The following is a 24,484-nucleotide window of genomic DNA, read 5'->3' on the forward strand; positions in this document are numbered from 1 at the left end:
CTATTTCTCCTGCTTCTTCAGGCCAGCGACACTGACCGCCAGGAGGAGGGGGACGCACACGGCCAGGAAGGCGACATCTCGCATGATGAGGTCTGCCCCCAGTCCCTTCGTGAACGCGCCCAGACTGGCGTGCATGTAATAGGTGGCCGGCCAGATGGAGCCGATGACACCGGCGCCCCCCTGCAGCGTGGAGACAGGCTGCAACAAGCCGGAGAACTGGATGGTCGGCGTGATGGTCAGGATGGCCGTGACGAAGACGGCCGCGACCTGGCTGCCGGTAAAGGTCGAGGTCACCATCCCGAGGCCCGTCGTCGCCATGACGTAGAACAGCGTGCAGAGAATCAACGTCAGGAAGCTGCCCTTGATGGGAACACGGAAGACAATCAGTGTCAGGGCGGCCAGGATGAAGAAGTTGATCATGCCGATGGCGACGTACGGCAATTGCTTTCCGAGCAGGTACTCCAGCCTCCCCGTGGGCGTGACATAGAAGTTGATGATCGACCCCAGCTCCTTCTCGCGCACGATGCTGACCGTCATGAGAATCGCGGGTATCAGCAGCAGCAGCAGCGCCGGGACGCTCGGCACGATGGAATAGACGCTCTCGAACGTCGGATTGTACAGGTAGCGCTCTTCGATATTGGCCGTGTACTTCTGGGCACTCGCCGACTGGAAGCCGCTCGCGGGGTCCTGCAGCAACCGGTTGTGGACCCCCTGGACATATTGCGCGACGGTGTCGCCACGGAAGGTCATGGCGCCATCCACCTGCGCCAGTACCTCGGGTCCGGCGCCCCGGCGGAAATCCAGACCGAAGCGGGGCGGAATCTCCAGCACCACCGAGACATCGTCTGACTGGAGCCGGCGAAGCGCCTCGTCCGCGGATTGGGCCGGCGGAGTCAGGGCGAAATAACGTCTGGCCGCGCCGAACTGCTCGAGATACGCGCGACTCTCGGGCGACTGGTCGAGGTCCAGCGAGGCATAGCGGATGTTTTCGACGTCGGTCGTGATTCCGAAGCCGAAGACGAGCATCAGCATCGCCGAGCCAGCGAAGGCAAACGCCAGCCGGACCTTGTCGCGGAGGATCTGGATGGTCTCATTGTGGGCGTACGCGAGCATCCGGCCGACCCCCAGCCGGAGGCCGGCCCGCTCCGGTCGCTCGGCCTTGGATGGGGGGGGAACGACGGGCGCTTCGACCGCGGGCGCCGGGGCGGGAGGGGTGTCCTTCTTGCCTTCGGCGCGAGCCGCCTCGGCAATGGCGTCTTCCATGTAGGCGATGAAGGCGGTCTCCAGGCTGTCGGCGTTCCGTGCCTCGATCAGCTTCTGGGGCGCATCCGCCGCCAGCACCCTTCCCGCATTCATGAGGGAGATGCGGTCGCAGCGCATCCCCTCGTTCATGAAGTGCGTCGTCACGAAGATGGTGACGCCCTGATTGCGCGACAGGTCGATCAGCAGCTCCCAGAAGCTGTCCCGGGCGACCGGGTCGACTCCCGACGTGGGCTCGTCGAGGATGAGGATCTGCGGCCCGTGCAGCACGGCGACGGCCAGCGAGAGCCGCTGGCGCAGACCCATCGGCAGCGACTCGGCCAGCGCATCCAGATGCGCACCCAGTCCGAAGCGCTCGACCAGCTCCTCGATGCGCGCCTTCGCCTGGTCTGGCGGCAGGTGGTAGAGCCGGGCATGCAGGACCAGGTTCTGTTGGACGGTCAGCTCGCCGTAGAGCGAGAACGCCTGCGTCATGTACCCCAGGTTCTTGCGCACCTCCATGCTTCCGGCCTCGACGGAGCTGCCGAAGAGCTTCGCCGACCCTTCCGAGGGGGGCAGCAGGCCGGTTAGCATCTTCATGGTCGTGGACTTGCCGCAGCCGTTGGAGCCCAGGAAGCCGAAGATCTCCCCGCGCTCAATCGACAAGGTGACGTGGTCGACGGCGGTGAAGGTCCCGAAGCGGGCGGTCAGTCCGTGGGCCTCGATGGCCAGCTCCCCCTTGCCCGGGGGACGGGGCGGGATGGTGATTTCCTTGTGGCCGCTGCGCTTCTCCTCGGGGAGCAGCGCGATGAAGCACCGCTCCAGGTCCTTCGTCCCCGTGCGCTCCATCAGCTCCGCGGGAGACCCCGTCGCCAGCACGCGCCCCGCGTCCATGGCGACAATCCAGTCCCACTGCTGCGCTTCGTCCATGTAGGCCGTGGAGATGATGACGCTCATTCCCGGGCGCCCCGCGCGAATGTCGTCGATGAGCGTCCAGAACTGCCGCCGGGAGAGCGGGTCGACGCCGGTGGTGGGCTCGTCGAGGATGAGCAGGTCCGGGTCATGCACCAGCGCGCCGCACAACCCCACCTTCTGCTTCATTCCGCCCGAGAGCTTGCCGGCGGGGCGCTCCGCGAACTTGCCGAGCCCCGTGGCCGCGAGCAGCTCCGGGACGCGGACCTTGCGCTCCTCGGGTGACAGCCCGAAGAGCTGGGCCATGAAGTCGACGTTGTCGTAGACGCTGAGCTCCAGGTAGAGATTCTTGCCCAGCCCCTGAGGCATGTATGCGACGCGCGGGCCCACCGCGCGCCGGTGCCGGGCGTCGGCGATGTCCCCGTCCAGGACGGTCACCCGTCCCTCCTGCATCTTCTTGGAGCCGGCGACCAGGGCCATCAGCGTCGACTTGCCGACGCCATCAGGCCCCACGATGCCCACCATGATACCGGTGGGAATGTCGAGCGAGAAGCCGTCGAGCGCGACGACGCTGCCGTAGCGGTGGGTCACCTTCTGGATGGAGACCACGGGCTTGCTGGCGGAGCCGCCCGGCGATGCTGGAGACGCGGATGAGACCATGGCTGAGCCCTCCCGGGGCGCCGGGCTACGGAGGTCCGGCTTCAGCCGAGATGACGTTCTGCAATCGGACAGGCCAGGCGGCGGAGGGGTCCACCTTGACGTAGCCGACGCCGCGGATGCCTGTCTTGATGCGCTCGACGTAGCGGCTGGCCAGCTCCTTGGGGACCTGGAGCTTCACCCGGAACATCAGCTTCTCCCGCTCGCTCTTCGTCTCCACCTGCTTGGGAGTGAACTGCGCTTCCGGGGACACGAAGGAGACATACCCGGGGATGGAGCGTTCAGGTTCGAAGTCGACGGTGAGGCGCGCTTCGGAGCCGATCTTCAGTCTGGCGGCCTCGCTGGCTGGAAGGAATATCTCCATGTAGACGTCTTCAAGGTTCACGAGTGTCAGCGCCGGCCCGCCGGGCGAGAGCACCTCGCCGGGCTCGGCGAGGCGATAGAGAACTCTTCCCGTCACGGGAGACTTGAGCGTCGCGTCGGCGATGCGCGTTTGAATCGTCGCCGCATTGGCTCGTGCGACTTCAACCTGCCCCTTGGAGGTCTTCAGCATCGCTTCCGCTTCCGCCAGGGTGGCCTGGGTGGTCGCGAGCTGGCTCGTTCGAATGTCCAGGTCCCGCTGCGAGCCGGCGCCCTGCGCAACCAGCTTCTTGGCGCGCTCGACCTCGATGTTGGCGAGGTCGATTTCACTCTTCTGCTTGACGATGGACGCCTCGGCCCCCGCCAGACGCTCCTGCGCGGCCGCGACGCTCGCGTTGGCCTCCGCCAGGTTGGCCTCCAGCGTGACGGTGTCCAGTTGCACCAGCACCTGGTCTGGTTTGACGAGGTCGCCTTCGTTGACAAGGATTTGTTTCACCCGCAGGGGTTCCTTGGCGGCGACATCCACCAGCTTCGCCTCGATGCGTCCGTTGCCCGAGATGATTCCCTCCGGCAGCGCGGATTGCTTCCCCTTCCAGTACCGGAAGCCAATGAACACGGCGACCGCGACGGCGATCAACCCAATGACCCACTTGATCTTCCCTTTCGGGCTCTTGGGCATGACAGATCCTCTATTCCTTTCCCGAGGGCGAGCTCTGCTTGGTTTCCTGCGACCGCGGCTCGGACACCATGTCGCCCCAGTCGGTCCGCTTCTCCATCTCGCGTTGCATGGGCTCCGGCACGACAGGCTGGTTCTGACGCACCTCCCAGCCCCCACCCAGCGCCTTGTACAGGGCGACCAGACTCGTCGCGATGGACGAGCTCGTCCGGGCCAGGTTGTTCTGCTGCTCCAGGAGCGAGCGTTGCGCGTCCAGCACGCGCTGGAAATCCACGGCGCCTTCGCGGTACTGCACCACGGCGAGCTCCACCGACCGCTGCGCGGACTTCACGGCGGCCTGCTCGAACGCCATGGCCTTCTGGGCATTGACGAAGCTCACCACGGCGTCCGACACCTCCTGGGCGGCCTTGAGCACCGTGTTGCGGTAGTTGACGAGCAATTGCTGGAACCGCGCGTCTTCGACACGCACCCCATTCTTCAGGCGGCCGTAGCTCAGGAAGGGCCAGACAATCCGAGGGCCGAAGGAATAGACCAGGCTGCCGATGGAGAAGAGATTGCCGGAGGAGGCGCCGGCGGTGCTCGCCTCGAGCCCGATGGTCCCGAAGAGGGAGAAGCTCGGGTAGAGCTCCGCCTCGGCGATGCCGATGCGGGCACACTGCGCGGCGGCATACAGCTCGGCGCTGCGGACGTCCGGGCGCCGCCGCAGTATCTCGGCCGGCATGCCGACGGCCACCGCCGCGGGCGCCATCGGAATCTGCTTGGGGCCCGCCAGCAGGGCCTCCACGTCTCCCACGGGCTGGCCCAGGAGCGTGCTCAGGGCGTTGCGAGCCATCTCCAGCCCGCTCTCCAGTTGGGGGATGGTGGCCCGGGTGCTCTCCAGCAGGGTCGACGCCTGCGTCACGTCGAGCTCGGAGGTGGCACCGTTGCGGAAGCGTGAGTCGGCGATCCGGAAGCCTTCCTCCTGAATCCTGACGTTCTCCTGGGCCTGCGCGATGAGCACCTCGAACGTCCTGACCACGACGTAGGTGCGCGCCACCTCCGCATTGAGCGATACGAGCGCGGACTGGTAGTCCGCCACGGTCCCGAGCAGGCCGGCGGTTCCCGCCTCCACTCCTCGCCGGTACTTGCCCCAGAAATCCAATTCCCAGACCGCGTCGAAACCCAGTTGGTAATCCAGATAGTCGCGGTCGAGCACGCCGAGATCGGCCACGTTGGCTGAGTTCTCACTGAGTCCCACCGCGGTCGCGCTGGCGGTGGCCACCTGGACCTGCGGATACTGCTGGCCGGTGAGGATGCCCAACTGGGCGCGTGCCTCCACGATTCTCAGACCTGCTATCTGCAGCGGCAGGTTCTGCCGGTAGGAGAGCTCGACGAGGCGGTCGAGCGTCGGATCGCCGAATGACTTCCACCATTGGGTGTCGACCTCGCCCTGCTTCGAGAGTCGCGGGTCGCCATGGGTGCGCCACTCCTGGGGAACCGCGGCCTCGGGCTTCGTGAAGTTGGGACCTACCATGCACCCGGAGAGCGTCGAGAGCACGCCGAGCAACGGCAATGCGCCGACGAAGGGTGCAAGCCCTGGATGCCTCCCCTGCCTGGTGCTGTCCATCCCCCGCATTCGCGACACCTCGGTAGGTGGGGATGATCTGCACTTCGGGGAGCACGCGGAAGTACGAGTTGCCCGACTGCCCCGCGGGGCAGTATTGGATGTCCGTTCCCCAGGACTGACACCGACCGGGGGGCGACATGGGTGTCTTCGTTCGGACGGCGTTTGCGTCTCGCGTCTGGCTTTCCCGACGGTCTGGCTCGTCCTCGGAGGCACGGATTGCGCGCATCGTGGGACCGCATCACCATCAGGTCATGGCACACGTCACTCCCGCAGAGCCCCTGACGCGCAAGACCTATGAAAAGGAGCTTCGCAAGCTCCAGGCCCGGCTCTGCCTGCTCCAGGATTGGGTCAAGCAGGAGGGAATGCGCGTCGTCGTGGTCTTCGAAGGTCGGGACGCCGCGGGAAAGGGTGGCACGATTCGCGCCATCACCGAGCGGGTGAGTCCCCGGGTGTTTCGAGTGGTGGCCCTCCCGGCGCCTTCGAGCCGGGAGAAGTCCCAGATGTACCTGCAGCGGTACGTGCCGCATTTTCCCGCGGCGGGCGAAATCGTGATTTTCGACCGCAGTTGGTACAACCGGGCCGGGGTCGAACCGGTGATGGGCTTCTGTACTCCCGAAGAGCATGAGCGCTTCCTCGTAGGCTGTCCCGTCTTCGAGAAGTACATGGTCGATAGCGGAATCCTCCTGCTGAAGATCTGGCTCGAGGTCGGCAAGGAGGAGCAGCAGCGGCGGTTCGAAGCGCGGATTGGCGACCCCCTCCGGCAGTGGAAGCTGAGCCCGATGGACATCAAGTCCTGGACGCGCTGGTACGACTACTCCCAGGCGCGGGACCAGATGCTGGCCGCGACGGACACGCCGCATGCGCCTTGGTACATCCTGCGTTCCGACGACAAGAAGAAGGCGCGGCTCAACTGCATCCACTTCCTGCTGGACAAGATTCCCCACAAGCGGGTGAAGCGTCCCAAGGTGAAGCTGCCCCGTCGTTCCATGCGTGGCGCCTACGACGACGCCGCCCCGCTCGAGGGGAAGAACTTCGTCCCCGACAGGTTCTGAGCGTCCGCCCGCGACGGGACGCGGTGCGTCCTCAGTGCGCTTCCTCCAGCGCGAGGTGCGGGGTGGCTTCCTGCTCGAGGAGGGCGGCCGGGTCGGTCACCACGATGTCCGCGCCGTGGCGGTGCAGCTCGGCGGGCCGGCCTGGCCGGTCGACGCCGATGACATAGGCGAAGTGGGCCGCCCGTGCGGCCGCGACGCCGGCGGGCGTGTCCTCGAAGACGACCGCTTCCTCGGAGCCGACGTCGAGGGCCCGGGCGGCCGCGAGGTAGAGCTCGGGGGGCGGCGTGGCGTCGAGCCGTGCGTCGAAGAGGTCCGCGATGCCGGCCGACCGGAGCATCTCGCCGCAGTGCCTGCTCGGGGAGACGACCGCGGTCCGAAGGCCGGCCGCGCGCGCCGCCTGGACGTAGCGGATCGCTCCCTCATACGTCTCCGCCCGCTCCTGCCGGAGCAGCTCCGCCAGGACCGCCGCCTTGCGGTCGTTCAGCGCGCGAAGCGTGCTCTCCGGCAGCATGATGTCGCGGGAGTCGAGGAACGCGCGGAGGTCCTCCAGGGGCGGCTTGCCGTCGAAGTAGCGGCTGTAGTCGCGCACCAGGTCGAAGGGAATGAAGGGCTGCCCCGAGGCTCTCGCACGCTGCCGCAGGTAGTAGTCGCACAACTGCTTCCAGGCCCGGGCGTGGAAGCTGGAGGTCTGGGTGAGGACGCCATCGAGGCCGAAGAGGCAGGCGCGCGTGCGGGGCGGAAGCCCCAGCCGCGTCCGTACGAGGGGCGGCTGGCCCAGGATGAAGGAGTCGACCGCGTAGGCGAACCCGTCCTCGTCGTTGGAGCGCGTGACGTGGCGCGCGAACCGTTGGACTTCGGGACTGGCGTTGCCCATGGCGATGCCCAGGCCGGCGGTGGTCAGCATGGGCAGGTCGTTGGACATGTCCCCGATGGCGGCGATCTGCTCGAGCGGAAGCCGGAGCAGGCGCGAGGCTTCACGCACGACCATTCCCTTGTTCGCTTCGGGGTGGGTGACGTCGAGATAGTAGGGCGTCGAACGTGCCGCCGACGCTTCGGTGCCCAGTCGCATGGAGAGCTCGGCCTCGCAGCGCGCGACCAGCGCCGTGTCCTCGCTCACGCCGACGAGCTTGATGGGGGCGTCGAGCACGCGGTGCAGGTCCGCGATGACGACCGGGTCGAACCCGACGTTGTTCCGCTCGCGCGGCGCGCGGAACGCCTCGGGGTCACGGAGGAACCAGTCGGCCCCCTGGTATACCCAGACGTCCAGGCCCGCCTGGAGCATGTAGTCGACGGCCTGCCTGGCAATGTCGGGAGGAATCGTCCGCTGCTCCAGCACCGTCGTGAGGTCGGGTTTGACGTACACGCCGCCGTTGAAAGCGGCCAGGGGGGCGGTGAGCTTCAGCGCTGCCACCAGCCCTGCCATCCCGCGCGGCGGCCGCCCGCTCGTGATGGTGAACATGACGCCGCTGGCACGCAGCCGGTCGACTGCCTCGCAGGTCCGTGCGGTGAGGACCTTGTCCCGCGTCACCATGGTCCCGTCGACGTCCGCGATGAGCAACTTGATGGTCATGGCTGTCTCCAGCACCCGCCCGTTCGCTGCTGCCACCGCGCGCCGGGCGTTGCCAGTCAAGACTGGGTCCAGAACCAAGATGGCATCGCAACCCAGGCAACACCATCCTGCCCATTCCTCCGGGGCAGGCTCGTTGTCGACCGCCCCTCCGCTGGTTGCCGGCGTTTCAGCAGGCACACAGGTTCTCTTCCGACGAATGGGAGGTACACATGCCGACGAGGCCAGGGCTTGGTGAAACCGCGCGAGCAATCGTTGCTGACGGAAAGGGCATCCTGGCCGCGGACGAGACGGTCTCCACGATTACGAAGCGCCTGACCGCGCGCGAAATCGAGTCGACCGCGGAGAGCCGCCGTAACTACCGCGAGATGCTCTTCAGTACGCCCGACATCGCCCCGTTCATCGGCGGTGTCATCCTGCAGGACGAGACCATCCGGCAGGACAGCTCGACGAGCATCCCGCTGGTGGAGCTGCTGGCCGGCCGCGGCATCATCCCCGGCATCAAGGTGGACGCCGGCGTCCACCCCCTGGCTGGCGCGCCGGGAGAGTTCGTCACGGAAGGACTCGACGGGCTCCGCGAGCGGTTCGAGGAGTACCGCGAGCTGGGTGCGCGCTTCGCCAAGTGGCGCGCGGTCTTCATCATCCGCGACGGACTGCCGACCCCCAAGTGCATCCACGCGAATGCGCACGCGCTCGCGCGTTACGCCGCCCTCTGCCAGGAGCAGGGCCTGGTGCCCATCGTGGAGCCTGAAGTCCTGATGGAGGGGGCGCACGGGCTCGAGCGGTGTGAGGACGTGACGGGGCGCGTGCTGCAAGCGGTCTTCGACGAGCTCTTCGACGCGCAGGTGTCCCTGGAAGGGATGTTGCTCAAGCCGAACATGATCACCGCGGGCCAGGGTTTCGCCCGGCAGGCCACGGTGAAGCAGGTGGCGGAGGCGACGTTGCGCACCCTGACGCGCCATGTGCCGCCCGCGGTCCCCGGCATCGTCTTCCTGTCCGGTGGACAGGATTCTGTCCTGGCCACCGAGCACCTCAACGCCATCAATGAACTGGACAGTCCGAAGCCCTGGAAGCTGACCTTCTCCTACGGACGCGCGCTGCAGGACGAGGCGCTCGCGGCCTGGCAGGGCCGGCGGGAGAACGTGCCTGCCGGCCAGCAGGCGTTCCAGCACCGCGCCCGGTGCGACAGCGCGGCGGCCCAGGGCAGGTACAGCAGCGACATGGAGGGCGAAGCGGGCTTCGCCGGGGCAGAGGCGCCCCCCTCCATCTAGCGCCAACCCGACTCAACGCTCCACACGCAACACGGATGGGAGGCATGTCATGGCACACCCGGTAGGGACGGGAGAATCGGAGTACGCGCCGCCGCTGACGGCGAGGGAGCAGGGCCAGGGGCCCTCCGCACCCGGCAAGGACCGGACCCGGGGGGGTGGACCGCTGACCGCCCGGGAAGTGGAGTTGATGAACGCGTACTGGCGGGCGTGCAACTACCTCTCGGTGGGGATGATCTACCTCCAGGACAACCCGCTGCTGCAGAGGCCCCTGGTGCCGGAGGACGTGAAGCATCGGCTGCTCGGCCACTGGGGCGCGAGCCCGGCGCTCTCGTTCACCTGGATCCATCTGAACCGGCTCATCGTCGAGCAGGACCTCGACGTCATCTTCGTGGCCGGACCGGGCCACGGCGCCCCGGGCGTGCTCGGGCCGGCGTACCTCGAGGGCACCTACTCGGAAGTCTATCCGGACAAGAGCATGGACGCGGAGGGGATGCGGAAGTTCTTCAAGCAGTTCTCCTTCCCCGGTCACATCGGCAGCCACGTCACCCCGGAGACGCCGGGCTCCATCCATGAAGGCGGCGAGCTCGGCTACAGCCTCTCCCACGCGTACGGCATGGCCTACGACAATCCCGACGTCATCGTCGCCTGCGTCGTGGGTGACGGCGAAGCGGAGACCGGGCCGCTCGCGACGGCCTGGCACTCGAACAAGTTCCTCAACCCCGTGCGGGACGGCGCCGTGCTGCCCATCCTGAACCTCAACGGGTACAAGATCGCCAACCCGACCATCCTCGCCCGCATCAGCCAGGAAGAGCTCGAGGCCCTGTTCGTCGGCTACGGCTACAAGCCCTACTTCGTCGAGGGCAGCGACCCGGCCCAGATGCACCAGAAGATGGCGGAGACCCTGGAGCGCGCCGTCGAGGAGATCCGGGCCCTGCAGAAGACGGCACGGCAGACGGACACCCCGACGCGTCCTCGCTGGCCCATGATCGTCCTGCGCTCGCCCAAGGGGTGGACCGGACCGAAGGAGCTGGAGGGGCACAAGCTGGAGGGCCACTGGCGCTCACACCAGGTCCCCTTCGGCGACGTGCGGGCCAACCCGGCGCACCTGAAGGCGCTCGAGGACTGGATGCGCAGCTACCGGCCCCAGGAGCTGTTCGACGAGCAGGGACGGCTGGTTCCGGAGCTCCGGTCGCTTGCGCCCAAGGGCATCCGGCGGATGAGCGCGAACCCGCACGCCAACGGCGGCCTGCTTCGCAAGGCGCTCAACCTGCCCGACTTCCGCGACTATGCGGTCAAGGTCGGCACGCGCGGCACCAAGCTGCATGAGAACACGAAGCCGCTCGGCGAGTTCCTGCGGGACGTCATGCGTAACAACATGACGAGCTTCCGCGTCTTCGGCCCGGACGAGACCGCCTCGAACCGGCTCCAGGCCATCTACGAGGTGAGCAAGAAGACCTGGATGGCGGACCTGTTGCCGGAGGACGCCGACGGGGGCGAGCTCGCGCGCGACGGCCGCGTCATGGAGATGCTGTCGGAGCACACGCTGCTCGGCTGGCTCGAGGGGTATCTGCTCACCGGGCGCCACGGCTTCTTCCACACGTATGAGGCGTTCGCCCACGTCATCGACTCCATGTTCAACCAGCACGCCAAGTGGTTGGACATCAGCAAGAACTACGTGAAATGGCGGGCGCCCGTCGCCTCGGAGAACATCCTCCTGTCCTCGACGGTGTGGCGACAGGACCACAACGGGTTCTCCCATCAGGACCCCGGATTCATCGACCTGGTGACCAACAAGTCCGGCTCCGTCACCCGCATCTACCTGCCTCCGGACGCCAACACGCTGCTGGTGGTGGCGGACCAGTGCCTGCGCAGCACCGACTGCGTCAACGTCATCGTCGCGGACAAGCAGAAGCACCTGCAGTTCACCAGCATCGACGAGGCCATTGCCCACTGCGCCAAGGGGATGGGCATCTGGGCGAGGGCCAGCACGGACCAGGACGCGGAGCCGGATGTCATCATGGCCAGCTGCGGCGACGTCGCGACGCAGGAGGCCCTGGCCGCCGCCTCCATCCTGCGCGCGCGCGCACCGAACCTGAAGCTGCGCTTCGTCAACATCGTCGACCTGTTCAAGCTGCAGTCGGAGGCGGACCATCCGCACGGGTCCAGCCGACGCGAGATAGAGAGCCTGTTCCCACCGGGCAAGCCGATCATCTTCAGCTTCCATGGCTATGCCTCGCTCATCCACAAGCTGGCCTATCGCTTCATCGACCACGAAGACCTGCACGTGCATGGCTACAAGGAGAAAGGCAACATCAACACGCCTTTCGAGCTGGCCATCCTGAACGAGACGTCTCGCTTCGACCTGGTCATCGACGTCATCGACCGCGTGCCGGGGATGCATGCGAAGGCAGGGCACCTCAAGGAAGAGATGAAGAACGCCATCATCTCCAACCTGGCCTACGCGCACGAGCACGGCAGGGACCGGCCTGAAATCGCGGATTGGACCTGGCCGGACTGAGAGAGGGGCTCACACATGGAGCAGCGACCGTTCGAAACGGGAGACGTGCCGGACGCGCTGCTCGTGCTCAACGCCGGTTCCTCGAGCCTGAAGTTCTCCGTCTTCCTCGAGGAGGAGCCCCTGCGGCTCCTCCTCCGAGGGGAGTTCGAGGAGCTGTCGACCCATCCGCGGTTCGTCGCGCACGCGGATGGTGCCGTCATCGGTGAGAGGGACTGGGCCGCCGGAACGCGGCTCGGGTACGAGGGCGCCACCGACTTCCTCTTCACCTGGGGTCGAGGGGGCGTCCTCGGCGGGCACCGGATCGCGGCCGTCGGACATCGCGTGGTCCATGGCGGCATGCATTTTTCCGGGCCCGCCCTCATCGACGCGGCGACCCTGGCGGAGCTGGAAGCGCTGATTCCGCTGGCGCCGTTGCACCAGCCCCACTGCGTGGAAGCGATTCGCGCCGTCATGCGGACGGCGCCATCGGTGCCGCAGGTCGCCTGCTTCGACACCGCGTTCCACCGCACCCAGCCGCCCGTGGCCCAGGCCTTCGCCCTGCCCCGTCGCTATGCCGAGGAGGGCATCCGCCGCTACGGGTTCCATGGGCTTTCCTACGAGTACATCGCCTCCACGCTGCCGCGCACGGCGCCCGCGGCCGCCGAGGGACGCACGGTGGTCGCGCACCTCGGGAACGGCGCGAGCATGTGCGCCCTGCTCCGGGGACGCAGTGTGGCGACCACCATGGGCCTCACCGCCCTGGACGGGCTCATGATGGGTACCCGGTGTGGTGCCATCGACCCCGGGGCCCTGCTGTACCTGATGGACCGGCACGGCATGGACTCGCGCGCGCTGGAGCGGCTCCTCTACCAGCAATCCGGCCTGCTGGGCGTCTCCGGCGAGTCCAGCGACATGCGGGAGCTGCTCGACAGCACCAGTGCCGCCGCCGCCGAGGCGCTGGAGTTGTTCGTCTACCGCATCCATCGCGAGCTCGGCTCGCTCGCGGCGGCACTGCACGGCCTGGACGCCGTCGTCTTCACGGGCGGCATTGGCGAGCACGCCGCGCCGATTCGCGAGCGCGTCTGTCGCGCCGCGGGCTGGCTCGGACTGGAGCTGGATGAAGCGGCCAATGCTCGCGGCGGGCCCTGCATCACCCGGCCTGGCAGCCGCGTCTCCGGCTGGGTGATTCCCACGGATGAAGAGGCGATGATTGCCCACCACACCCGGCGCGTGCTGAGCGCAACAAGCCTGGAGCCCGGTCCGCGGGCTCCAGGCAGCAGGTGAGCGGGGTGTGACGGGGCCCGGGCGCCTCGCGCCGCAGGCCCGGACCTCACATGGACGTCGGGACGTACACGAGGTTGGTGCCCTGGTAGGAAGGCCTGTAATACGTGCTGCCGCACTGGTGGTAGGTGACGCCCGCCTGGACGACGTTGACGCAGCTGGCGGGCAGCGTGGACAGCACCGCGGCGGTTCCGACCGCGGCGGTTCCGACCACGGCGGCGGTCCCCACGACCGCCGCGCCGGCGACGGCGGCTCCTCCATAGACGGCCCGACGCGTGGTGCGGCGGGCCACACCCGCGACGCTCACGGGCGTCAGCGGCCTGCCCACCACGGCCAGGACCTCGCCCGCGGCGAGCACGAGTGTCAGTGTGAGAGCGGAGAAATGGGCGCGTTTCATTTCGTATCTCCTTGCGTCCCCTTGCGGGACGACACCTCGAGGAAGTCGATGCGTTCGGCGTCGCCGGGCGGCGAGAAGCGGAACACGTCGTTGCCGAAGCGAGGCGAGAAGTCCCACTCCGAGAGCTCGACGACGAACTCGGGCAGGCCCTCGACCTTCTTCGAGACAATCACGAGCTTGCGCGGCACGGGCACGGGCCCGTCTTCAATCCACAACTGCCAGTCCGTCTCGTTTCCGCGAAACGCCAGGTGTTGGCAGGGAACGCCGCGGACGACGCTCGGTCCCAGGTTGCTCCCCGAGACGACGTCCTCCATCAGAATCTTGGCGGGGTTGCTGTAGAGCAGGTCCGCCCCTGGCGCCTCGATGTCCAGCTTCTCGCGCGCCGCATCGATGGCCTCGTCGATGTTTGGCGGGGCGTCGGCGGTCGCGTAGTAACGGGTCTTCTTGCCGAACAGGGTGAAGGTGCGCCCGTCGTAGAAGAACGAGAGGTCCGCCACCTCTCCGCGCCGGTCGCTCCGGAGCTTGTCGGGCCGCTGGAGCCGGACGGTGCTCGAGAAGTCGTACTCCTGCTTCTCTCCCGTCTTGAGCACGAACTCCATCGAGCCATCCGTCTGGACGCTGAACCGCTGCTGGCCGGCGAGGAAGTCGCTCATCTTCTCCACCAGCGCGCGAGCCTTGGGGTCGACGACAGGCTTCTGGGCTTTCTCTGCCTCAGGAGGCGCGGCCCCGGCGATTCCGCCGGCAAGTGTGGCGAGCACCGCAATGGAACACACCCACCGCCGCGAGCGTGTGACGGTTGAAAGGCTTCGTCCGCATGGCATTGGTTTTCCCATCTCTGCCTCCGGCCGCGGTCCACGGAGCCCTGGGTGGCAGGGCTCCGGACTCGCGGGCTGTGTGAAACCTGAGGTGCGGTCCGTCCAGAATCAACCACCCGGAGGAAGCCGCACCCGACGCCTGCTGCCCTCCGCGCCCCCAGGCGCAGGCGGGCAGCGGGCGGGTCCGCTCAGGTTGGAGACGACGGCTCCGAGGCCGGGACGGTGGCGCGCTCGTTCGCCTCGCGGGGCGCGGGGCCCGCGATGACCGCGGGGGCGCGGCCCTCTCTCCGGGCCGCCCGGGCGTTCTCGATGTTGACGATGGCCTGGATGAGCCCCGCATGGCTGAAGGCCTGGGGCACGTTTCCCAGGGCCTCGTGCTTCACGGGGTCTATCTCCTCGGCGAGCAGGCCCAGGTCATTCACGTACTCCAGCACCTGTCCGAGCCGCTCCTCGGCCCGCTCCACGTCGCCGCGGACCGCGAAGCACGTGGTCAGCCAGAGCGTGCAGAAGGCGAACGTGCCCTCCTCGCCGGGGAGCCCGTCCTTGCGCTCGATGTAGCGGTAGACGTGGCCATTGCGCGTCAGCTCCTTGTCGATGCGCTCCACCGTCGCCGTCACGCGCGGGTCGTCCGGGGGCAGGAAGCCGCTGAGCAGCACTTGGAGGCCCGTGGCGTCCAGCGCCTTCTGTCCGAAGGCCTGCACGAAAGCGCCGGTGTCCGGGTCCACGCCCTGCGTCTCGATGACCTGCCGCAGCTCGTCCCGCGCGCGCCGCCAGCCGTCGAGATCCGGCTTCAGGTCGGGGAGGGGCTCGAAGAGGGTGATGGCGCGGTCCAGCGCCACCCACGCCATCAGCTTGGAGAACACGAAGTGCTGCCGGCCGCCGCGCGTCTCCCAGATGCCGTCATCGGGCTCCTTCCACCGGTTCGCCGCTGTGTCCGCCACCTGCCGGATGAAGTCCATCCAGAAGCGGCTGCGGGGGTCCGCCATCTGCGCCTCGTAGTTGATGCCCAGGTTGCGGATGAGGCCGTACATCACCCCGATGAGCTCACCGTAGGTGTCCATCTGGAACTGGTCGAACGCGCCGTTGCCGGTGCGCACCGGCCGGCTGCCCCGGTACCCGTCCAGGAAGTTCAGGTCCGTCTCCTGGAGGAAGCGCTCGCCGCCGATGCCGTAGAGAATCTGCAGCTCGTCCGTGCGGCCCGCCGTGGTGGCGAGGAGGTAGCGGCCGAACTGGCGCGCCTCCTGCCGGTAGCCGAACATGCCCAGCGCCGCGATGAGCACCGAGGAGTCCCGCAGCCAGCTGAACCGGTAGTCCCAGTTGCGCACGCCGCCCACCTCCTCGGGCAGGGACGTGGTGGCCGCGGCGATGATGGCGCCCGTGTCCGCGTAGGTGAGCCCCTTGAGGACGAGCAGGCTGCGCACCACCAGGTCGCGGTGGGGCCCCGCATACGTGCACCGGCCGGCCCAGGAGCGCCACCAGGACTCCGTGCGCTCCACGCGCGTGCGCAGGTCCGCCGGCTCCAGCCGCTCCGGCTTCATGCGGTGCGGGCGCTCCCACTGGAGGGCAATCTCGCGCGTGTCACCGGCCCGTAGCACCTCGCGGGCGTCGCAGCCGCCCTTCGCGTCGGAGCTGATGCGGCCGAGGTTGCACTGCAGGAGCAGCGAGTCCGCGCCGCCGAACACGACGGCGAGGTCATCCGCGACGGGATGGAGGTAGGGCGTGGTGCGGCCGAAGTCGAAGCGCGGGGAGAAGGTGACGGCCACCTCGACCTCGCCCTTCTCGCACCGGACCAGGCGGATGAAGAGGTGCCGGGGCTGGGTGACGGCGAGCTTCCCGGACTCGCGCTCGTCCTCCCAGCAGGGCAGGCAGTCGGTGACGGTGATGACGCCCGTGTCGGTGGTGAAGCGCGTCTCCAGGACATTCGTATCCGGCAGGTAGCGCCGGGTGATGGTGGAGGGGGCCACGGGAGCAATGCGGAAGAAGCCGCCCTTCTCGCGGTCCAGCATGCAGGCGAAGACGGGGTTGTTGTCGAAGCGATGGAAGCACATCCATTCCAGCGTCCCATCGCGTGCAACCATGCCCAGCGAGTGGCAGTCGCTCAGGAAGGCGTAGTCGGAGATGGGAGGATAGGGGGTCCCTGCGGGGCGTACCGATGTCTTGGAGGTCATGCGCCACACGCTGTGCATGTGGGTGAAGGGATTGAATAGCCCTGGGGACGGTGGCGCGGCCGTGCGCCTGCCCGCGACGGAGCGGTCCCGCGCACGCACGCGCGTCACGGTTCGCGGGCGGGTCGGGCAGGCGTGCACAGCCTGCGCCGGGCTCCCGCTCCCCTTCCCTGCCCGCGCTCGAGTCGGTGGGGACGTCCTACGGCTTCGGCCGCGCGGGCAGGCTGGCCGCGGCAATGGCCTGCCCGTGGCGCTTGTCCTTCTCGCCCGGCATCCGCAGGTCCACGCGGGCGGCGAGCTCCGGGAACTCGACGCGCAGCACCTCGCGCGCCGTGTCGAGCATGACGGCGCCGCCCTGCCCGGACGTGACGCGCCCGAGGACGAGCACGTGGCGGAAGTCATAGACAGTCGCGAGGTGGGCCAGCGCATACCCGAGATAGGCGCCGAGCGTGAGGTAGACGTCCACGGCCCGCTCGTCGCCCTTCAGCATCAGTTCCTGCAACTGCCTCAGCCGCGCGGGAAGCGGCAGCTCGCCGGGGACGGTGATGCCGGCCGGACCGAGCAGCCTTCCCACGGCCTGCTGCGAGAGGTACTGCACGCAGCAGCCCTCGTCGCCGGACCACTCGTCGCGCGGGGCGCCGGCGCGGTAGTCGATGGGGACGAAGGCAATCTCGTTGAGCCAGGGGGTGACGCACTTCTCACCCGTGACGTAACCGCCCGCGGTGCTGGTGCCGAGCGCGATTCCCAGCACGCCGCCACCGTCGTCGATGGACATGGAGCCGAGCAGCGCGGCGACGTCCCCGTCGTTGACGACGTCGAACGGGACGTCGTTCCAGGCGTGCCGGAGGTCGCGGAAGATGTTCCTCACCCGCTGCTCGAAGAGCTCGGGAGGGATGCCCCGGAACAGCGAGGAGAAGCGCACCTGGTTGTCGACGTAGACGCCCGCGGCACTGCCGCCGATGGCGTCGACCCGGGGAAGGTGCTCCGCCGCGCGGCGCAGCGAGTCCATGATGCCGTCCCAATGGTACTGGGGGTCCGGCTGGTGGTACGGGTCCCACTCCACCTCCTCGCTCCAGACCACGACGCCGTCGATGATGGCGGCCACCTTGCGGTCGCTGCCTCCCAGGTCGAAGCCGATGCGGCAGCCGTCGAGGTGGCCTCCCAACGAGGCGCTGCCCGAGCGCTCCGGCGGCAACTCGCGCGCCGCCACCACTTCGATGGGATGGCCGTAGACGCTCTCGCCGACGATGCGCGAGTCGAAGCGGCCGGTCGGGCTCTCGCGGAAGTGCGCGCGAAGTTCCGCGACCAGTGGGGCGGGCGCGTCGAGGTGGAGGCGAAAGCCGCCGCGCGCCCAGAGCGTGAGCTTGACCAGTCGCTCGAGCATCCTGGAGTTCGCGGTGGCGAGGGCATCACCCTCCGGGAGCAGGTCCGCCGTGAAGTGTGAAGCCGCGCCATCCTTCTGCTCGAGGGCGAAGCGCACCCGCACCGGGTGCCCCGTCTCTCTCGCACGCTGCTGCCAGGCACGCCAGGCGAGCGCGGACGGACGGAACAGCGGGTCGAGCACCGGCACGACCTTCGGAGCCACGAGCGCCGAGCTCCAGTGGGCATCCGCAAGCGAGAGGGGTGGGAGCATGCCCCAAAGCTGGGGACCTCTGTCCGCGGGTTCAAGCTCACACATGCCCTGCCGGCCCTGCAAGCGCACCTCGGAAGTGCACGCGCACGGTCCCCACGCCGACAGCAGCCTCCGACCCGGGCGCCGTATCCGGTGCGGGGCCCACGCTCTATTTCTCTGCCCGCGCGGCAAGACGCGACTTCCGGACTTGCCGTTCTACCCGTGGAACCAGAGAGAGGCAGCTCAATGAGCCAGGAACAGTTCTCCATGCAGGGGCACCCGATGTTTGGCGAGGCCCTGAAGGCCCGCATCACCGATGCGGTGCGCGAGCGCGTCGTGTCGGGTATCGAGGAGCGGCTCGGCACGGAGATTCGCGAGCGTGTCGGCGAGGCGGTGCGCACCGCATTGAGCGAGCGGTGGACGGGCATGCAGCAGGGCGACGTCGCGCCGCTCGACGCGGAGCACCTCGCCGAAGCCGTCCACACCCGTCTCACGGACGTCATCCGTGAGCGCGTCAGCACCGGGGTGCACGAGCGCGCGCGCGAGGTGCTGCGGGAGCGGCTGGGGGAGACGCTGCGCACCGCCCTGGCCGAGAACTGGATGAGCATCCAGCAGGGCCCCGGTCAGTTCGACACCGGGCGCATCGCGGAGCGGGTGCGCAACAGGCTCGAGGACTCCCTCAGGGACCGGCTCGGCTACGTGGTGCGCGAGCGCGTCCGCGAGGCGCTGCGGGAGCGGCTGGGAGAGGCGCTGCGCGCCGCGATGGCCGAGCGGAGGATGGGCATGGAGGGCTTCGGCCAGGTCAACCCCGAGCAGCTCGCGGACGCCATCCGCACCCGACTCGCCGACCACCTGTACGAGCGGCTCAACACCGTCGTGCGCGAGCGCGCCCGCGAGGCGCTGAAGGAGCGGCTGGGGGAGGCGCTGCGCTCCGCGCTGTCCGAGCGCAGGATGCAGGGCTTCGGCCAGTTCGACCCCGAGCGCATCGCCGACGCCATCCGCGAGCGCGTCGCGGAGGGCATCCGCGAGCGCGTCCACTCCGGCCTGCGGGAGCGCGTGCGCGAGACGCTGAAGGAGCGGCTGGGGGACGAGCTTCGCATCCGGCTGGGCGAGCGGAGCATGGGCATGGGCTTCCAGCAGCAGGGCGTCGGCCAGTTCGACCCCGAGCGCATCGCCGACGCCATCCGCGGGCGCCTGGTGGACGCCCTCCACGAGCGGCTGTCCAACACCCTGCGGGAGAACCTGCAGGAGGTGCTGAGGGAGCGGCTGGCCGACTCCATCCGCGAGGCGGTGGGCACCACGCGCGGCGGGTTCGGTGAGCCGTCCCTGGGCGGCTTCCAGGCGCAGGGCGCCGGGCAGGTCGACACCGAGAGCATCGTGGCCGCCGTGCGCGAGCGCGTGGGCGAGGAGATTCGCGAGCGCATGGCGGACGTGGTCCGCGAGCGCGTCAGCGAGGCGGTGCGCAAGGAGCTGAAGAACGGCTCCGCCACGCCTCCGCTCGCCTGACGAGTCACGCGTCCGAGGCCGGGTGACGGCCGCGCGGACCGAGGGCCCGGACGCCGCGCCAGCGGGGTCCGGGCCCTCTTCTTCTTTCGAGCCGCCCCAGCCGGCCCGCGGGGCGCGTGAAGCGGACGCACGGAGGCTGCCTTCCCCCGGACCTACGTCGGGGGCCGACGGGCGGGCGGGACTCGGCACCCCTGCCGTGCCGCGCGCAATGTCAGGAGGCCGACGGCGCGCGCCTCGGCGCCAACCCCATAGGAGACGCCCATGCGGCTGCCGCTTCGTATCGCTCCGTTCCTGCTGGGCCTGATGCTCGCCGCCTGCGCGGGCATCGAGGTCAACACCCACTACGACCCCAAGGCCGTGCCGCAGCTCGAGAGCTTCCGCACCTACGCATGGTTGCCGCAGCCGGAGGGCAAGGACCCACGCGTCTACAACGACATCATCGACTCCTACATCCGGCAGGCGGTGGACCAGGAGCTGCAGGGGCGCGGCTACAAGCAGGTGGAGGCGAACGCCAATCCAGACTTCCGCATCGGGTGGCAGGGCGCCATCGACTCGAAGGTGGACGTCTCGACGGTGAACTCCTACTACGGCTACGGCTGGGACCCGTATTGGAACCCCTACTACGGGGGCGTCGGGATGCCGTACACCCACGTGTACGAGTACGAGGAGGGCACCATCATCCTCGACATGGTGGACGCGAAGGCGAACAAGCTCGTCTGGCGAGGCACGGCCCAGGCGGAGGTGAACGAGAACCCGTCCGCGTCAACCACCCAGAAGCGCATCGGAGAGGCCGTGGACGAGATGCTGTCGCGCTTCCCGCCCAAGGCCGAGAAGTGAGCGCGCGCCCGCCCCTCCCCGGTGGCCGGCGGGCGCGTTGCGCTCCTGACGCCTTCGCTACGGAAATGCAGATGCAATGACATGACAACAGACGCCGGGCCGGGGATGGACTCACGCCCCCCTGCCCGGCCCTCCCTGGAGGGGCGGTGTGCGGACAGGCGGCCCGTCCCCACGCTCCCGGCACCACGCAGTCCGGTGTCACAAGGAGGTTTTCATGCGGTTGCATACTTTGCTTCCCCTCGCCCTGCTGGCGCTCACCGTGCCTCGGGGTGCGTCTGCCCAGACGACGTCTGGCTCGGACGCGGCCATGGTGGGCTTCGAAACGCAGGCGAGTGAGGGCCCCGAGCGGCACTTCATGTTCAACGTGGGCGGCGGCGCCTCCTTCCCCATCTCCGACGCGGGGGACCGCTTCAAGACGGGCGGCGGCTTCCAGGTGGGCGCCGGCTTCCAGTTCAAGAGGAACCTCGGCGTCATGGCCGAGTACTTCTTCAGCGCCCATGACATCCAGGCCGACGTGCTCACCGGGACTGGCGTCGACGGCAACCACTACATGCAGTACGGCTCCCTCAACGCCGTCTGGAATGTGATGCCCCGCAGCCCCTTCGGCTTCTACCTCATCGCCGGGCCGGGCCTGTACTACCGCAAGGTGGAGCTGACCCAGCTGGCGGGCGTCGCGGCAATCCCATACTGCGACCCGTGGCTGTACTACTGCGCCACGGACGTGGTGCCGGTGACGGAGATTCTGGGCTCGCGCAGCAGCACGGACTTCGGTGTCGGCGGTGGCATCGGCGTCACCCTGAAAATCTATGGGGACCTCCGCCTCTACCTGGAGGGCCGCTACCACTACATCTTCGGCCCGAGCTTCACCCTGCCGGACGGCAGCTCGCGCAATGCCGACGGCCAGTACATCCCGGTCAACTTCGGCATCCGCTACTGAAGTCATGCGAGCGGTGGGAAGCGGACGCCCGGCGGGCCCCGGGCGTCCGCCGCGGACGTGGTGCTCGTACCGAAGGGTGCGTGACTTGCCACGCGAGCCCCCTCGCCCCATACCTTGGGGACTGTCCGGCCGCATCCCGCCCCCCCACCTCGTGAGCCCCGCCGGCTGCCCGCCTCGAGTGACTCGGGCCGCGGAGTGAGGAGCAATGATGGAATCGCCAGGCAAGGCCCGGCTTCACGGTGGAGTGGTGCTGGTGCTGGGACTGTGCGCGCTGGGCGGTGTCCTCGCCGCCGTGGCCGGCTGTGTCACCACCGTCACGGCCGCACCCGCCTCCGCACCTGCCTCCAGGGAGGGCGGCCTCGTGCTCTCCCCGAAGCCGCTCTACGGGAAGTTCGTCTGGCATGACCTCGTCACGGAGAACCCCGCCGCCGTCAAACGCTTCTACAGCCAGCTGCTCGGCTGGGAGTTCCAGGACGTGAAGAACAGCAAGCGTCCCTACTGGCTCATCAAGGCGGAGGGGCGCTTCATCGGCGGCATCGTCCAGCCCACCGGCGTCGGCAAGGGCGGGTACTCGCAGTGGCTCGGCTACCTCTCCGTGCCCGACGTGGACCGCGCGGTGGGCCAGGTCAGCGCGGGCGGCGGCAAGGCCCTGGTGGGGCCGGAGGACGTGCAGAACATCGGCCGGGCCGCGGTGGTGACAGACCCGCAGGGGGCTCCGGTGGGCTTCGTGCGCTCGGAGCCCGGGGACCCGGCCGACACGGGCCTGCCCCATCCCGGGCAGATTCTGTGGATGGAGTACCTGGCCGATGACCCCGTCGCGGCCGTGGACTTCTACAAGGGACTGCTCGGCTACGCGGTGGAGGAGCGGAACCAGGGCGGCGGCCTCTACTACGTCCTCAAGGAGGGTGAGCACCCCCGCGCCGGCATCCTGCGCAAGCCCGTGGAGCGCGTGAAGCCCAGCTGGCTCACCTACGTCCGGGTGGATGACCCGGCGTCGGTCGCCGCGCGGGCGGAGGAGCTCGGTGGCCGCGTGGTGATGGCGCCCCGGCCCGACGTGCGGGGAGGCTCGCTGGCGCTCATCGCCGACCCGAGCGGGGCGGTGCTCGCCCTGCAGCGCTTCCCGTTCGAGGACACCGGGGCCCCGGCGGCCTCCAAATGATTGCCTTTCGAGGAGAACGTCCCATGTCCCCGCGCAAGTCCTTCCGTCTCGCCGCGTGGCTCGTGCTGCTCGGCGGCGCCCTGATGACCTCCGGCTGTACGAATGCCCAGGTGGGCGTGGGCTTCGGCGTCGCGGTGCCCGCGCCCTGGGGCGGAGTGACGGTGGGCACCTCCACCGGCGGCTGGTATGGCGGCCCGCGCTGGTATCCCTGAGCGGCTGAAGCGGGACGGCGCCCCGGGACGAGCGCACCGCATGAAAGGCGACGCCGGGTCTGACCTGGAAGCGGCGGTTGCCTCGCGCCGCGCTGGCACCCAGGTTGCCGCCATGAGCCGGTGCGGAGGTGGACTGCCGGCCTGGCGTTCTTGCGGGAGGGCGTGACCATGGCGAGTGCGGTGCCTGCCTACGCGGAGTGGTTCAATCTGGAGCGTCGGATTCGCGCGCTCGTCCCCGAGGCCTTCTCCCCTTCGGGACAGGTGCTCAACCTCGTTGGAGGCACCTGGGGACATCCAGGCAAGGGCAAGCCCTACCTGTCTCCGGTGGACGGCACGGTGCTGGGGCGCCTGCCCATGGTGGATGCCAACACCGCGCGGACCGCCGTGAGCGCCGCCGCCGCGGAGGCCCGGGCCTGGGCCCGGGAGGACCTCGACGTCCGCCGGGAGCGCGTCTCGCAGTGCCTGGCCCTGCTGCGTGAGCAGCGCGAGCTACTGCCCCTCATCCTGGCCTGGGAGATAGGCAAGCCCGTGCCACAGGCGCGCGTCAGCGTGGACCGCTGTATCAGCGGCGTGGAGTGGTACGTCTCCCAAATCGAGCCGATGCTGGAGGGCCGCCGGCCGCTGGGGCTCATCTCCAACATCGCCTCCTGGAACTACCCGCTGTCCGTGCTGGTCCATGCCGTGCTGGTCCAGGTCCTCGCGGGCAACAGCGCCATCGCGAAGACGCCCACGGATGGGGGCCTCTATTCGCTGACGCTCTGCATGGCGCTCGCGCGCCGCTGCGGGCTGCCCGTCTCGCTCATCAGCGGCTCCGGCGGGCAGCTCAGCGACGCGCTGGTGCGCAATCCGGACATCGCCTGCCTGTCCTTCGTGGGTGGCAAGGCGAACGGGCGGGACATCGCCGCCAGCCTCTATGACCGGAACAAGCGCTACATGCTGGAGATGGAGGGGGTGAACGCCTACGGCATCTGGCACTTCAGCGACTGGGAAGCCCTGGCGAAGCAGCTCAAGAAGGGCTTCGAGTACGGCAAGCAGCGCTGCACGGCCTACCCGCGCTTCGTGGTGGAGCGCAGCCTGATGCCGCGCTTCCTGGAGACGTACCTGCCCGTCGTCTCCGCCCTGAAAGTGGGCCATCCGCTGCTGGCGGAGTCGCCCGATGGAGCGCCTCCCGCGCTCGACTTCGGACCGCTCATCAACAGTCAGAAGGTGGAGGAGCTGCACGGGATGATGAGCGAGGCGGAGGCGCACGGCGCCGTGCCCCTCTTCGCCGGGCGCCTGGAGCCGGAGCGCTTCCTGCCGGAGCAGGACGTGTCCGCGTACCTGGCCCCGCACGCGCTGCTGCACGTGCCGCGCAACTGCAAGCTCTACCATGGCGAGCCCTTCGGCCCCGTGGACACGCTGGTGGTCGTGGACAGCGAGGAGGAGCTCGTCGCCGAGATGAACGTGTCCAACGGCTCGCTGGTGTCCTCCCTCGCCTGCGACGAGCCGGAGACGTGCCGCCGCATCGCCGGCGAGCTGCGGGCCTTCAAGGTGGGGCACAACGTGCAGCGCTCGCGCGGGGACCGGGAAGAAGTGTTTGGCGGCATTGGCGGCTCGTGGAAGGGCTGCTTCGTGGGCGGGCCGCTGCTGGTCCAGGCCGTCACGGAGGGCGCTCCGGACGAGCGGCTGTACGGCAACTTCCACGACTACACGCAGCTTCCGGACGGGCGCTGACGCGGGCTCCGTG

18 protein-coding genes are annotated in these 24,484 nt (G+C 68.7%); 10 read left to right on the forward strand and 8 right to left on the reverse strand.

All coding sequences use genetic code 11. The annotated features are described in order from the left end of the window. The 3 genes from rbbA to G4D86_RS20100 are packed head-to-tail and all read right to left on the reverse strand — an operon-like array spanning position 1 to position 5,459. Positions 1 to 2,811, reverse strand: coding sequence for a ribosome-associated ATPase/putative transporter RbbA (gene rbbA, locus G4D86_RS20090; protein ID WP_163995612.1), 2,811 nt, complete (start codon positions 2,809 to 2,811; stop codon positions 1 to 3). A 25-nt stretch (positions 2,812 to 2,836) separates the two neighbouring features. Continuing rightward, positions 2,837 to 3,847, reverse strand: coding sequence for an HlyD family secretion protein (locus tag G4D86_RS20095; RefSeq protein WP_163995613.1), 1,011 nt, complete (start codon positions 3,845 to 3,847; stop codon positions 2,837 to 2,839). 10 nt (positions 3,848 to 3,857) lie between these two features. Continuing rightward, the gene (locus tag G4D86_RS20100; RefSeq protein ID WP_163995614.1) at positions 3,858 to 5,459 is read right to left on the reverse strand and encodes an efflux transporter outer membrane subunit; all 1,602 of its coding nucleotides are present in this window, start codon (positions 5,457 to 5,459) and stop codon (positions 3,858 to 3,860) included. A gap of 242 nt (positions 5,460 to 5,701) precedes the next feature. Between G4D86_RS20100 and ppk2 the strand changes: the two genes are divergently transcribed. Further along, the gene (ppk2, locus tag G4D86_RS20105) at positions 5,702 to 6,502 is read left to right on the forward strand and encodes a polyphosphate kinase 2 (protein WP_163995615.1); all 801 of its coding nucleotides are present in this window, start codon (positions 5,702 to 5,704) and stop codon (positions 6,500 to 6,502) included. Positions 6,503 to 6,533: 31 nt separating this feature from the next. On the opposite strand, the gene G4D86_RS52170 is transcribed toward ppk2, so the two are convergent. Then, positions 6,534 to 8,072 carry a Cof-type HAD-IIB family hydrolase gene (locus G4D86_RS52170; protein WP_240360364.1) on the reverse strand — a complete coding sequence of 513 codons (1,539 nt, stop codon included), beginning with the start codon at positions 8,070 to 8,072 and terminating at the stop codon, positions 6,534 to 6,536. A gap of 209 nt (positions 8,073 to 8,281) precedes the next feature. Here G4D86_RS52170 and G4D86_RS20115 point away from each other — a divergent pair, with 209 nt between their 5' ends. The 3 genes from G4D86_RS20115 to G4D86_RS20125 are packed head-to-tail and all read left to right on the forward strand — an operon-like array spanning position 8,282 to position 13,121. Continuing rightward, positions 8,282 to 9,340, forward strand: coding sequence for a class I fructose-bisphosphate aldolase (locus G4D86_RS20115; protein WP_163995616.1), 1,059 nt, complete (start codon positions 8,282 to 8,284; stop codon positions 9,338 to 9,340). Positions 9,341 to 9,389: 49 nt separating this feature from the next. Beyond that, entirely contained in the window at positions 9,390 to 11,858 is a 2,469-nt protein-coding gene (locus tag G4D86_RS20120; protein ID WP_205519652.1) for a phosphoketolase family protein, read from the forward strand. A 15-nt stretch (positions 11,859 to 11,873) separates the two neighbouring features. After that, positions 11,874 to 13,121: an acetate/propionate family kinase gene (locus tag G4D86_RS20125; protein ID WP_205519653.1), complete on the forward strand. Its 1,248-nt coding sequence runs from the start codon at positions 11,874 to 11,876 to the stop codon at positions 13,119 to 13,121. A 46-nt stretch (positions 13,122 to 13,167) separates the two neighbouring features. Here the strand turns inward: G4D86_RS20125 and G4D86_RS20130 are convergent, their stop codons facing one another. The 4 genes from G4D86_RS20130 to G4D86_RS20145 form a co-directional block, all read right to left on the reverse strand. Then, positions 13,168 to 13,515, reverse strand: coding sequence for a hypothetical protein (locus G4D86_RS20130; RefSeq protein WP_163995563.1), 348 nt, complete (start codon positions 13,513 to 13,515; stop codon positions 13,168 to 13,170). After that, entirely contained in the window at positions 13,512 to 14,348 is an 837-nt protein-coding gene (locus tag G4D86_RS20135) for a DUF2092 domain-containing protein (protein ID WP_338050612.1), read from the reverse strand. Before G4D86_RS20135 ends, G4D86_RS20130 begins: the two co-directional genes overlap by 4 nt. 170 nt (positions 14,349 to 14,518) lie before the next feature. Further along, the gene (locus tag G4D86_RS20140; protein WP_163995618.1) at positions 14,519 to 16,498 is read right to left on the reverse strand and encodes a glycoside hydrolase family 15 protein; all 1,980 of its coding nucleotides are present in this window, start codon (positions 16,496 to 16,498) and stop codon (positions 14,519 to 14,521) included. A gap of 196 nt (positions 16,499 to 16,694) precedes the next feature. Then, a complete protein-coding gene (locus G4D86_RS20145; RefSeq protein ID WP_205519654.1) occupies positions 16,695 to 18,080 on the reverse strand; it encodes an ROK family protein in 1,386 nt (461 codons plus the stop codon). Positions 18,081 to 18,353: 273 nt separating this feature from the next. On the opposite strand from G4D86_RS20145, the gene G4D86_RS20150 reads away from it, so the two are divergent. From G4D86_RS20150 to G4D86_RS20175, 6 genes are all read left to right on the forward strand, one after another. Next, positions 18,354 to 19,613 carry a DUF445 domain-containing protein gene (locus tag G4D86_RS20150; protein ID WP_163995620.1) on the forward strand — a complete coding sequence of 420 codons (1,260 nt, stop codon included), beginning with the start codon at positions 18,354 to 18,356 and terminating at the stop codon, positions 19,611 to 19,613. Between the two features lie 261 nt (positions 19,614 to 19,874). Continuing rightward, positions 19,875 to 20,450: a DUF4136 domain-containing protein gene (locus G4D86_RS20155; protein ID WP_163995621.1), complete on the forward strand. Its 576-nt coding sequence runs from the start codon at positions 19,875 to 19,877 to the stop codon at positions 20,448 to 20,450. 214 nt (positions 20,451 to 20,664) lie between these two features. Further along, positions 20,665 to 21,387 (forward strand): outer membrane beta-barrel protein, encoded by a 723-nt coding sequence (locus G4D86_RS20160; protein ID WP_163995622.1) that lies wholly within the window; start codon positions 20,665 to 20,667, stop codon positions 21,385 to 21,387. A gap of 205 nt (positions 21,388 to 21,592) precedes the next feature. After that, positions 21,593 to 22,546 (forward strand): VOC family protein, encoded by a 954-nt coding sequence (locus tag G4D86_RS53825; RefSeq protein WP_275899128.1) that lies wholly within the window; start codon positions 21,593 to 21,595, stop codon positions 22,544 to 22,546. Between the two features lie 23 nt (positions 22,547 to 22,569). After that, positions 22,570 to 22,758, forward strand: a complete 189-nt coding sequence (locus G4D86_RS20170; RefSeq protein ID WP_163995623.1) for a hypothetical protein — start codon at positions 22,570 to 22,572, stop codon at positions 22,756 to 22,758. Positions 22,759 to 22,926: 168 nt separating this feature from the next. Beyond that, on the forward strand, positions 22,927 to 24,471 hold the full coding sequence (locus G4D86_RS20175; RefSeq protein WP_163995624.1) for an aldehyde dehydrogenase family protein: 1,545 nt from the start codon (positions 22,927 to 22,929) through the stop codon (positions 24,469 to 24,471). Positions 24,472 to 24,484: the final 13 nt, after the last annotated feature.

It is taken from the genome of Pyxidicoccus caerfyrddinensis (genome assembly GCF_010894405.1).
Lineage (GTDB): Bacteria > Myxococcota > Myxococcia > Myxococcales > Myxococcaceae > Myxococcus > Myxococcus caerfyrddinensis.

Coding starts and splice junctions, on each gene's coding strand:
- G4D86_RS20140 (WP_163995618.1), bottom strand. CDS start 16,498: ATGACCTCCAAGACATCGGTACGCCCCGCAGGGACCCCCTATCCTCCC.
- G4D86_RS20160 (WP_163995622.1), top strand. CDS start 20,665: ATGCGGTTGCATACTTTGCTTCCCCTCGCCCTGCTGGCGCTCACCGTG.
- G4D86_RS20135 (WP_338050612.1), bottom strand. CDS start 14,348: ATGGGAAAACCAATGCCATGCGGACGAAGCCTTTCAACCGTCACACGC.
- G4D86_RS20125 (WP_205519653.1), top strand. CDS start 11,874: ATGGAGCAGCGACCGTTCGAAACGGGAGACGTGCCGGACGCGCTGCTC.
- G4D86_RS52170 (WP_240360364.1), bottom strand. CDS start 8,072: ATGACCATCAAGTTGCTCATCGCGGACGTCGACGGGACCATGGTGACG.
- ppk2 (WP_163995615.1), top strand. CDS start 5,702: ATGGCACACGTCACTCCCGCAGAGCCCCTGACGCGCAAGACCTATGAA.
- rbbA (WP_163995612.1), bottom strand. CDS start 2,811: ATGGTCTCATCCGCGTCTCCAGCATCGCCGGGCGGCTCCGCCAGCAAG.
- G4D86_RS20120 (WP_205519652.1), top strand. CDS start 9,390: ATGGCACACCCGGTAGGGACGGGAGAATCGGAGTACGCGCCGCCGCTG.
- G4D86_RS20095 (WP_163995613.1), bottom strand. CDS start 3,847: ATGCCCAAGAGCCCGAAAGGGAAGATCAAGTGGGTCATTGGGTTGATC.
- G4D86_RS53825 (WP_275899128.1), top strand. CDS start 21,593: ATGATGGAATCGCCAGGCAAGGCCCGGCTTCACGGTGGAGTGGTGCTG.
- G4D86_RS20170 (WP_163995623.1), top strand. CDS start 22,570: ATGTCCCCGCGCAAGTCCTTCCGTCTCGCCGCGTGGCTCGTGCTGCTC.
- G4D86_RS20150 (WP_163995620.1), top strand. CDS start 18,354: ATGAGCCAGGAACAGTTCTCCATGCAGGGGCACCCGATGTTTGGCGAG.
- G4D86_RS20155 (WP_163995621.1), top strand. CDS start 19,875: ATGCGGCTGCCGCTTCGTATCGCTCCGTTCCTGCTGGGCCTGATGCTC.
- G4D86_RS20175 (WP_163995624.1), top strand. CDS start 22,927: ATGGCGAGTGCGGTGCCTGCCTACGCGGAGTGGTTCAATCTGGAGCGT.
- G4D86_RS20115 (WP_163995616.1), top strand. CDS start 8,282: ATGCCGACGAGGCCAGGGCTTGGTGAAACCGCGCGAGCAATCGTTGCT.
- G4D86_RS20130 (WP_163995563.1), bottom strand. CDS start 13,515: ATGAAACGCGCCCATTTCTCCGCTCTCACACTGACACTCGTGCTCGCC.
- G4D86_RS20100 (WP_163995614.1), bottom strand. CDS start 5,459: ATGCGGGGGATGGACAGCACCAGGCAGGGGAGGCATCCAGGGCTTGCA.